Source organism: Pseudomonas sp. TAA207 (assembly GCF_001529285.1).
GTDB lineage: Bacteria > Pseudomonadota > Gammaproteobacteria > Pseudomonadales > Pseudomonadaceae > Aquipseudomonas > Aquipseudomonas weihenstephanensis.
Map to the genome: position 1 here is coordinate 1 of NZ_LLWJ01000032.1, position 8,887 is coordinate 8,887.

13 protein-coding genes are annotated in these 8,887 nt (G+C 35.0%); all 13 read right to left on the minus strand.

The window, feature by feature from the left end:
• On the minus strand, positions 1-262 hold a 262-nt coding region (locus AP059_RS00430; RefSeq protein WP_218187010.1), incomplete at its 3' end, for a hypothetical protein.
• A 175-nt stretch (positions 263-437) separates the two neighbouring features.
• Positions 438-1,262 carry a BppU family phage baseplate upper protein gene (locus tag AP059_RS00435; protein ID WP_218187011.1) on the minus strand — a complete coding sequence of 275 codons (825 nt, stop codon included), beginning with the start codon at positions 1,260-1,262 and terminating at the stop codon, positions 438-440.
• 56 nt (positions 1,263-1,318) lie between these two features.
• Entirely contained in the window at positions 1,319-1,684 is a 366-nt protein-coding gene (locus AP059_RS21815; RefSeq protein ID WP_082712468.1) for a hypothetical protein, read from the minus strand.
• Complete coding sequence (locus AP059_RS22625) at positions 1,675-2,013, minus strand: hypothetical protein (RefSeq protein ID WP_082706707.1); 339 nt, start codon at positions 2,011-2,013, stop codon at positions 1,675-1,677. Before AP059_RS22625 ends, AP059_RS21815 begins: the two co-directional genes overlap by 10 nt.
• Complete coding sequence (locus tag AP059_RS00440; protein WP_036853150.1) at positions 2,003-2,317, minus strand: hypothetical protein; 315 nt, start codon at positions 2,315-2,317, stop codon at positions 2,003-2,005. The genes AP059_RS22625 and AP059_RS00440 overlap by 11 nt, the downstream gene beginning before the upstream one ends.
• The gene (locus AP059_RS00445) at positions 2,317-2,580 is read right to left on the minus strand and encodes a hypothetical protein (RefSeq protein WP_002820020.1); all 264 of its coding nucleotides are present in this window, start codon (positions 2,578-2,580) and stop codon (positions 2,317-2,319) included. The genes AP059_RS00440 and AP059_RS00445 overlap by 1 nt, the downstream gene beginning before the upstream one ends.
• A 20-nt stretch (positions 2,581-2,600) precedes the next feature.
• Positions 2,601-3,782, minus strand: coding sequence for a phage major capsid protein (locus AP059_RS00450; RefSeq protein WP_059874927.1), 1,182 nt, complete (start codon positions 3,780-3,782; stop codon positions 2,601-2,603).
• Positions 3,775-4,311, minus strand: a complete 537-nt coding sequence (locus tag AP059_RS00455; RefSeq protein WP_059874929.1) for an HK97 family phage prohead protease — start codon at positions 4,309-4,311, stop codon at positions 3,775-3,777. The genes AP059_RS00450 and AP059_RS00455 overlap by 8 nt, the downstream gene beginning before the upstream one ends.
• On the minus strand, positions 4,292-5,428 hold the full coding sequence (locus AP059_RS00460) for a phage portal protein (protein ID WP_059874932.1): 1,137 nt from the start codon (positions 5,426-5,428) through the stop codon (positions 4,292-4,294). Before AP059_RS00460 ends, AP059_RS00455 begins: the two co-directional genes overlap by 20 nt.
• A 12-nt stretch (positions 5,429-5,440) precedes the next feature.
• Positions 5,441-5,725, minus strand: a complete 285-nt coding sequence (locus AP059_RS21825) for an HNH endonuclease (RefSeq protein WP_044889015.1) — start codon at positions 5,723-5,725, stop codon at positions 5,441-5,443.
• Positions 5,715-7,337: a terminase TerL endonuclease subunit gene (locus AP059_RS00465; RefSeq protein ID WP_059874935.1), complete on the minus strand. Its 1,623-nt coding sequence runs from the start codon at positions 7,335-7,337 to the stop codon at positions 5,715-5,717. Before AP059_RS00465 ends, AP059_RS21825 begins: the two co-directional genes overlap by 11 nt.
• Before the next feature lie 11 nt (positions 7,338-7,348).
• Entirely contained in the window at positions 7,349-8,098 is a 750-nt protein-coding gene (locus AP059_RS00470) for a DNA-methyltransferase (protein ID WP_059874937.1), read from the minus strand.
• Entirely contained in the window at positions 8,095-8,619 is a 525-nt protein-coding gene (locus AP059_RS00475; RefSeq protein WP_002819985.1) for a bacteriophage terminase small subunit, read from the minus strand. The genes AP059_RS00470 and AP059_RS00475 overlap by 4 nt, the downstream gene beginning before the upstream one ends.
• Positions 8,620-8,887 lie beyond the last annotated feature (268 nt).

Genomic DNA, 8,887 nt, shown 5'->3' on the forward strand with positions numbered 1-8,887 from the left:
CTTTAAGCGCTTGGTCTGTTTGAATGAATACCATTTCGCCTTGAAGTAAGGTAGCACCTTTTTTCACTCCATGGTCTGGCACGTCATCAGCTGGATAGCTGTTAGTCTCCGCTTGGTCTTCCATTGCGCCAACTGATACTAAACCAGTTACAATTTTATGGTTAGTGAACTCTGGTTTTCCGTTACTTCCCTTGGCCATATCAGCTACGATTAGAGCTTCATTACCAAAGAAAATCTCACGTGAATTATAATCTAATTTCATTTTTTATTTTCCTTTTTATTTTTTTATGCAGTACGTTTCCAATAATATATTGTTGTTGAACCGATTACTGCTGAACCGATATTTTCCCATTTGCCTGTGGAATATCCTGATGATGAACTTGAAGTATTTGAGACTACCGAGCCAACTGGGTGAGCTTGAGCATAGTCAATTGTATTTATAACTCTGATTGTTCAGCTTTTGTTGAAATTGCAACACCTTGTTTATTAACAATATGATGTAAACTTTCTAAATCCGTTTGATTAGCTTTAGGAGAATAATCTCCATTACTCATCAGAGAAATATTACTTGTTAAAACCTTTACTGAATTTATTAGTTCAACTACTTCTGATTCACTGGCGTTACTTGCGATTTCATCTAATAGCGATTTTATAGTAACTAAATTTTCAGGACTAATACCAAATGCTTCTACTTCTTTTTTAAGCTCTGTCATTGCACTTTGTAAGCTCGTCATATCAGCTAAATTTGCTTTAAGCTCAATATTGCTCTTGTTTGAATCAGTTTGAGCATGTAAATCATTCAACTCACTGCGCAACACTTGTGGCATATTTTCCAATAATAATTTTTTAAAATTATCAATCTTATTATTTACTTCTTGAGCTAAATCAGAAACTGTAGAATTATCTGATATAAATGTAAGACTTTTACTGACGATAACTTGCTCTAAACTTTCGTTGAGAAGAATTAAATTTGCCTCGATAACTCCAGTTGTTGTCATTTCAGTAGGAATCACCAAAATAAATTCTCCCTTAGCTAAGTCCTTAGGAGGGATCATAACAAAACCAGAATTACTACTATTAGTATATTGATATGTAAGTTTTAACGAATGACCAGTTAAGTCAATTTCAACTCCATTATCAACTATTTTAATTAACAAAGTTCTTGCATTGACATCGCCTTGCATTATTTGTATTGGTTGAGGGAAATCTTTATTAACTGTATCCCATATAATCGTTCTATTTCTAAAATTATCTAAACTCATTAAAAAATACCATTATTGTTAATTTCAATCAAATGTAATTAAGCTACTTTCTACTTTTATAATTTCATTGAATTAGCATAATTAGCGCCTTTTTTCAATGTTGTTTTGACGTCTTGCATACCTTTTTTTTCAACCAAGAAGTACATACCATGATAGCCGCTAGTGTAACTAGCCCTAGTACCTGCATTAACTACTACTTTATCGCCTTTTTTAACTTGCTTTAAGTTACTTGACAATTGCCCAGTATTTTGATATCTGGCATAAGTATAGGTATGACCGTGGCTTCTGATTAATCTAGTTCTTCTACTTGCAGTATTTGCTTTTGCCTTAAACTCTGCTTCAAACCAATCGCCCATGCGTTCTGTTACTTTAGTTTGCATTTCTTTAGCTATGCTTGCTGTATTAAGTAAATTCATTGCCATGCTTGACCACCTGCACCACAAGGCAAATAAACAGTACCAGTATAATTGTACAAATGGCTATTCTCTGACCAGTTCGTCATATTCCAACCGTTTTGTAAAACATTTCCGACTAGTCCTACAAGTTCATCGTCAACATCTTTAACAGATAAAACAACTTGATAATAGTAACCCATGACAAAGCTCGTATTATCCATTTTAAGCACCTTTGAGTCACTAAGTGATAAATATACCGTCTTGTCTTCTATCGTGTCCTTAACGCCTAAAATAACGTCATTTAGAGGCATTGTAAGTAAATTGTTGTACCAATCTATATAAGAATCAAATTCCATTACTTACGACCCCCTCTAAAATCATCTTGTTATTCTTAGGGTTTCTTTCCCATGTTGTACGCTTGAAAGTTTCGCCTTTTTCGTCTAAGAAATAGTTGAAAATCAAGTCTTCCATTTCTCCGATTCCGTTAAGCTCGTATCTTACGTTTTTACCTAGCCCAATCATAGAAAACTCATCAAGTCTTGTCTGACTAATTCTCTGTTTAACTGCTGGTAAAACGATAGGCTTTATAACATTAGCTTCTGCACCGTTCTTCTTCTTAACAGTCGTTTCTACCTGTAATGTAACTTGTGAGAATATCATTAAATACCTCCATAATACATTAACTCTTGCAAAGAAGCCAAACGTTTCATTTCAGCATTTCGCCATTGTTCTGCTGGTTCATCAACAATATTAAGCCGACAATAACAAGAGATAAAGTCTTTCACTAATACGCTTGTTTCGTCAGCTTTAATACCATTTTTTTCTAGCAATTTAATAGCTATTGAACGGAATAAGATAAGTTTACTATCATAAGCTGTTACTAAAATCGGAATACCACAATAGACCTTAATATAATCTATCATTTACTTCCTCCATTTTATTCTTATGCTACTGTAATTACTGCACCAGCGTTAAGAGTTTCAACGTGTCCGCTTGTTAGTGTTTCAACCAAAATCATGTTGCTATTAGTTTTCCATTCAAAGGCATCAACTTTAGTAAGGTCTTGCATATCAATGTGATATTTTTGGTCTACCAATACAGTAGGTTTGAGTGCTTTTGAACCTGTGTAGACAATGATTTCATCAACTCCAACTTCTGAAGCAATTTCAGCGTCATCATTTTTAATACGAACATGAGCATTTGCAGTCGCTTGGCGTAACTCATCTAACAAGGCTCTGCGGTCTTCCGCTTTAACAATCAAATAACGACGTCCAGCAGTAGGGCGAACAAAGTCAACCGCTTCTTCAATAGCGTCAGCAAATGGAGTTTTGCCAGCTGATTTGGCTTTTGTAGTAATTTTTTTGATTTTTTTAGCGTCTGCTTCTTTGTCAATTGATTTAAAACCATTTGTTCCGTCGCCCTCAACAAGTGCAAGGTCAACAATTTTGTTTACAATAGCTTGTGTAAGTTCTGCTACAATCAAGTTGTAAAGTTCAGAATAAGACATTTGAAGTCGTTTAACACGTTCAGCAAGTGATTGCAATTTATAAACCATTACAGGTTCAAGAGTGTCAATAGTGAGTGTAGCTGCCTGCTCTGTTTTTTGTTGTCCGTCTTTGTGAACTTGTGCTTCATTTGATGAATCAAAAGAGCGTGATACGAGCAAAGCACCAACATTTGTAACGTGGAAAACTTTGAATACTGGGTTAGTATTTAACAAGGCTGTGTTGATTGACTCAACCAATTTGCGTGGAAGTTGGAAAGTTGTATCTGTGATAGTTACACCATTTTCAGCAAGTTTTGCATTCCAAGCGTTTTTAATTTCTGATTTTCCAGAGTTCTTTTTCAATACATCAAAAAATTCTGTTACAGCGTTTTGTGATTCAATAAAGTTTTTCATTTTAGCTTTTCCTTTTGGTTTTTCTTCCTGTGCGTTAAGTTCGTTCTCGATTTTGATAATTTCAATTGAATTTTCTGAAAGTGTTTTTTCTAATTCTTGTACTTTTGGCAAGTCTTCAATTGCGTTTTTTACTTCAAAGCCACTAATTTGAGATTTTAAAGATACGTTATTTTCTTTAAGTTCTGCCAAGCGGTTCTGTTTTTCGATTAAATCAGGTTTATTCATATTTCTTTTTGATATCCTCAATTTCTTTCAAAGCGTTACGGCTTTCAATAATTTTGTTGCGTTCTTCTGTGAGTTCTTCGCCTAAGGCATTTTGAATAAATTTTGCGTTAGGGTCTGCTGGTACTGAAACAAGAGAAATCTCTTTAAACTGTGCTTTATTTACAACTAGAGCATCATTTTCATTAAACTCATAATCTGTAATGTAATAGGCAATTGATAGTGAGTCAAAAGCACCATTTTCAACAGCCTTATTAATGTTCGGTGCATTGTCATAAAGCGTAAAGTCAGTCAGGTATTTATTAGAAGCTAAGTCATAATAAACTTTCGCGTCCCCAATGACTTCACTAGATCCAGCTCCGTGTTCATATAGCAATGGATATCGTTCTCTAGTAAACTCAATGCAGTTAGGTGTCAAGACAATGCCGTTAAGATTCTCTACACCAACTTCTGAACCAACGCCTTGGAACGACTTAGAACCGTCCTCGTTTTCAGTTACTTTAATTTCAGCACTATTGGTTATTAGTTTCATCTGTGCTTGTTACGTCCTTTCTACTGCCTTGTAGGTCACTTAGATTTTTAACAGCAACTGCATTAAGGTTAGCTATGTAAATATCTCCACCCTCAATTGGTTGCTCGCCCATTTTAACAAGAAGTTGATTCTGTGTAAAAATAGGACCGTTAATATTTTCATGATACAAGTCAATTAATTCTTTCAAAGTTGCAAACTTGAATAGCTGGTTATCTACGATTATGCGTTCATAATATAAATTATCCTTAACTACTCGTCTGCGGTTTGTTGAAATCAGTTTATAAGTCAGTTCCTTTTCAAGTTGAATCAGTAAAGGAATGATAGTAGAGTTATAAAAATAAATTTGTTGTTCTTGCGTAGCAGTACCAAGCAAAATATTTTCATTCATAAAGTAACCTGTCAAAAGTTCCGATTTAATAAGGTCAATTTCATCTTTGTTTAAAACAGAATAATCTTTTTTAAGTTCTACAATTTCTGTCTTGTTATCAACTGGAGTCAAACCGTTGTAACTAGAACCTTCTTGCATATTCTTTATTGTTGCTAGTGCTTTTTCTCGATACTCCTGTGTATTATCAATATCAAGAAAGGCATTAATTTTCAACAAGCCACGCAATTTACCTTGTTCCAGCTTAGTTTGAATACTAGCTAGAGCATTATCTAAAATACTTGTGTCTTCATTGATATAAAAAGGACTGATAAGCCTTACTAATTCTTCAGGTTTATATTCTTTTTTATCATTAGCAAACAGTAAGTCTAATAGATCGCCCGTTTCACTGTCAAATATAGGGTACAAGTCAACATAGCGCGTGCATAGTAACTTTTTAATTACTTTCTGCCAAAACTCCATGCTATTGTGTTCGCCCTTAGAACTCCAGTTTAGAACCTCGTCTAAGTCAGAACCTGCCATACTAATCAAAGTATCAGATCCAACATCAGATTTTTTATATTTTACATGATTAAATTCTACTTTTGTTATTTCATTAGCAATTTTATTGTGAATATTAGTTACAAAAGCACTTGTATATTCTACCGCTTCATTTTGCCAAGCTGTAACTCTTTGAGTATCATTGTTTAGTTTTCCACGTGAAAATGATACTACTTTTCCGAATAAGTTCAATTTTTCCCCTTTCTACCATAAACTTACGCCTTTCCCTCGTTTATACTCGCCTGTTTTCTTGTTATGGCAAGACTTACAAAGGAGTTGTAGGTTATCAGGGTTCAGCGCTATTTTCCAATCATCAAGGTTTTCCCAAGTTAGTTCTATAATATGGTCTACTTCGTATTTTTTAGCACCGAATGCACCACATCTTACGCAAGTCATCTTATCACGTTGCCTTACATAATCACGGACTGCCAACCATTCTTTTTTATTGTACCAGCCACTTTCTCGAACTGTGTCAACGTTATACTTCATCTGACACCGCCATTTCTAATGCCATTGTCAAAGCCACAGTAGGGTCAATTTTATCTTTTTCAAGTTTTTTAGTATACATATAATCCCCACTTTGTCCGATTTTAACAGCAGTATTATTTAAAGCCCATTGCATAACTTTTTGATTATGGATAAGTTTATTTTCAACTAACTTAGATTTTAATAGCTTAATATAGTCGTTCATTGAGAAACCTTGTCGAATAGCTCGTTGGTTATCTCCGTCTTTGTCAAAGAAATAACGCTCGATCAACCCTTTTAAAATCTCATATCGTGCTGGGTCATAACCGATTTTTCTAAGTCTGCACCCTGTCTTGGTTCTAAAGTCGTTGATATATGGTATTAAGTCATTTACATTAATGTATTCCGTATCAAGTAAGATTAATTCGCCTCTGTCAACAAATTCAGTCCATAGTTCTTGCTGTTCTGTATCTAGTTGCTCATATTGCGACCGTACAGAGAAAGTAAGTGTATGACTGTAAGTTTTACCCTCTAACTCACAAACGAACGACACAGCGGTTAAATCGCCAATTAAGGATAGGTCAATTCCGACATAAGTTCTATTTTTATTAAATACAGATAAATTAAAGTCTGTTAGTTTAGTGTCTTGCGGAGTGAAGTAGTAAGCTGTATCCTGCATAGGCAAGCCCATATTAAACGCTAAGAACTTATTCTGTAACGCTGGATCTCCTTGTGCAAGTTCGTACTCCTCAATAACTCCCGACCACTTAGGAACATGACCAATAAGAGGTAATGCCATAGTCCAATTCTTTTTATCTTTGACCTGCTCATGATTTTCTAGCATGTAAAGCAAGCCGAACGACCTATCATTGTAAAATTCTTCTTCTGATTTGAAGCGTTCAACAAGTTTATCATATAAACCGTCTCGTTTAAGTCCACCAGAAGTAATGTAAATACTTTGCCAGTTATCTTGTTTTTGACGTGAACCTTTATTGACTGATTCTGTTATATCTTCGCCATAGGTATGAACTTCATCAAATATATTAAGTGAACTGTTACCACCTTGCGCCCTCAAAGTGTCATTTGTTTGCTTTTTGAAAGTGGTTTTAAAGGAAGTAAACTCTAGCCCTTGTTTTGTACTCTTGAAAATCTTGTTTTCATTGTACACTCTTAATGTATCACTTGCTTCCGTTTGATTCCTAACTTGGTCAAATACGTGTCTAGCCTGTGTATTATCGTATGCAATAACTAAGCTCTCTCCGCCATATTGTCCGCCTAAAATCATCCAGTTAAGCACGCGCGTAGCCATTAAACTTGACTTACCAGATCCACGCCCTAAATTAAGGAAAATTTCATTAACTAGGTTGACCTGAACGCCTTTTTCATCAACCATATCATAGCCTAACATTAACTCATACCACCAAATTTGTGGCGGTAGTAGCTCGATTTTCGTCAGGTTACCAGTAGTCAAATAGAAGTTGTCTTGTATCCATTCAATAGCTTGTGTAACACGGTCATAGCGATAAATATACTTGTTGTGAATACGTATTTGCTTCTGAATAGTCTTACGAATGTACTTATTAATAATAATGCCGTTTTCTTTGTTGTATTCCAACATTTTATTTAAATAATACATTCATTCCCTTTCTATTCGTTTTCAGATATTCTTTTTAAAGACATGTTATAATATTCTTCGTTTAATTCAAATCCGATAAAATTTCGTTCAGTATTTAAGCATGCGATGGCTGTTGTTCCTGAACCCATGCAGTTATCTAATACCGTATCGCCTTTATTTGTGTATGTTTTAATAAGGTATTCAAATAGTGCTACCGGTTTTTGCGTTGGGTGGAGTTGTTTTGACTCGTTATTAAAATTCAAAATACTGTTAGGGTATCCAGAATGTTTAGCAATATATGGTTTGTCTCTGCTTGGTCTGCTCCCTACCACCGTATCGTTGTTTTGTTTAACTGAATTTTTAACTTTATTTATCACTTTCAACCCTTGCGGAAAGTAGTTCATTCTTCTTTTGCTACCATTTGCAATCGTTCCTTTAGAAAATACTAACACACTCTCGTGTTTCTTTAGTGGTGCATTCTTAGCATTTAAAAAACCTACTGTCCTATTCTTTTCCCATATCCACTCATACTTAAATAAATCTGGGTTACTCATAATCAAAGCGCTTGTGAACGGCTGACTAGCTGTTAGAACTATCGCTCCGTTATCCTTAATAACTCTCTCATACTGCTCCCATAATGGTTTGAAAGGAATGATTGTATCCCACTTACACGCTGTTGTTCCGTATGGCAAATCACACAAAATCATATCAATACTACCGTCAGGAATTTTTTTCATTCCTTCTAAACATTCTTCGTTGTAAATTTTATTTAATTCAATCATTCAAACCCTTTCGGTACTTCAATTTTTGGAGTTTCGTACTTACTTAGTTTATAGTCATCAAGTTCTTCGATTTTAGCTTTAAGGTCATGAGCGCTTGATTCTTCTTGTTGTAATCTCCGCCATTCAGTAGGGTTATAAAGTTCAGGGTTTCCAGCCTTAGCAACCATCATCGCTACCAAGCTATCTTTATCCAGCTCTTTTTCTTTAACCTTTACTTTTTCAACGTTTCCGTCAGCGTCATAGATTGTTTCTGTTTCCTTTAGCGTTCTGACTGTCAGTTTGCTCGCTAAGGCACTTTCGGCTAGTTCTAATAGATTTCCCCTAGCAATGCTTTTAGCTTCGTCATACGCCTTTATATTGTCATCTCGCCACTTTCTAAAAGTTTTAGCCGAACAATGCAAACTGGTGTAGATTTCTCTGTCATTACAGCCTGATTCAATTTTATCAATGATTTGACTAAAAAGCGGTTCTTCATACATCTTGGGTAAAATTGTGGGTCTGCCACCGTTTTGTGTTTGCATATTGTCCTTTCTTTTAAATGTGGTTATATCGTTTAAAGCCTATATTCTCGTTTCTAAGAACAGCAATAACTTTTGCTTATAAGTTTACCAACTTGGGTAACTCTGCTCTCACAAGCCAAAATATGAGCATATAGCCCTATAATTAAGATTTAGCAAGATTTAGCAAGATTTAGCAAGATTTAGCAAGATTTAGCAAGATTTAGCAAGCTAAAACTTTTCTTTTTGATTTTTTGGGGGATTCGCAGCCGGGAGATCGGAAGAGCACACG

Excerpts from the sequence above, each read along its gene's own strand:
- AP059_RS00435 (WP_218187011.1), bottom strand. The coding sequence starts at position 1,262 with ATGAGTTTAGATAATTTTAGAAATAGAACGATTATATGGGATACAGTT.
- AP059_RS21815 (WP_082712468.1), bottom strand. The coding sequence starts at position 1,684 with ATGGCAATGAATTTACTTAATACAGCAAGCATAGCTAAAGAAATGCAA.
- AP059_RS22625 (WP_082706707.1), bottom strand. The coding sequence starts at position 2,013 with ATGGAATTTGATTCTTATATAGATTGGTACAACAATTTACTTACAATG.
- AP059_RS00440 (WP_036853150.1), bottom strand. The coding sequence starts at position 2,317 with ATGATATTCTCACAAGTTACATTACAGGTAGAAACGACTGTTAAGAAG.
- AP059_RS00445 (WP_002820020.1), bottom strand. The coding sequence starts at position 2,580 with ATGATAGATTATATTAAGGTCTATTGTGGTATTCCGATTTTAGTAACA.
- AP059_RS00450 (WP_059874927.1), bottom strand. The coding sequence starts at position 3,782 with ATGAATAAACCTGATTTAATCGAAAAACAGAACCGCTTGGCAGAACTT.
- AP059_RS00455 (WP_059874929.1), bottom strand. The coding sequence starts at position 4,311 with ATGAAACTAATAACCAATAGTGCTGAAATTAAAGTAACTGAAAACGAG.
- AP059_RS21825 (WP_044889015.1), bottom strand. The coding sequence starts at position 5,725 with ATGAAGTATAACGTTGACACAGTTCGAGAAAGTGGCTGGTACAATAAA.
- AP059_RS00465 (WP_059874935.1), bottom strand. The coding sequence starts at position 7,337 with ATGTATTATTTAAATAAAATGTTGGAATACAACAAAGAAAACGGCATT.
- AP059_RS00470 (WP_059874937.1), bottom strand. The coding sequence starts at position 8,098 with ATGATTGAATTAAATAAAATTTACAACGAAGAATGTTTAGAAGGAATG.
- AP059_RS00475 (WP_002819985.1), bottom strand. The coding sequence starts at position 8,619 with ATGCAAACACAAAACGGTGGCAGACCCACAATTTTACCCAAGATGTAT.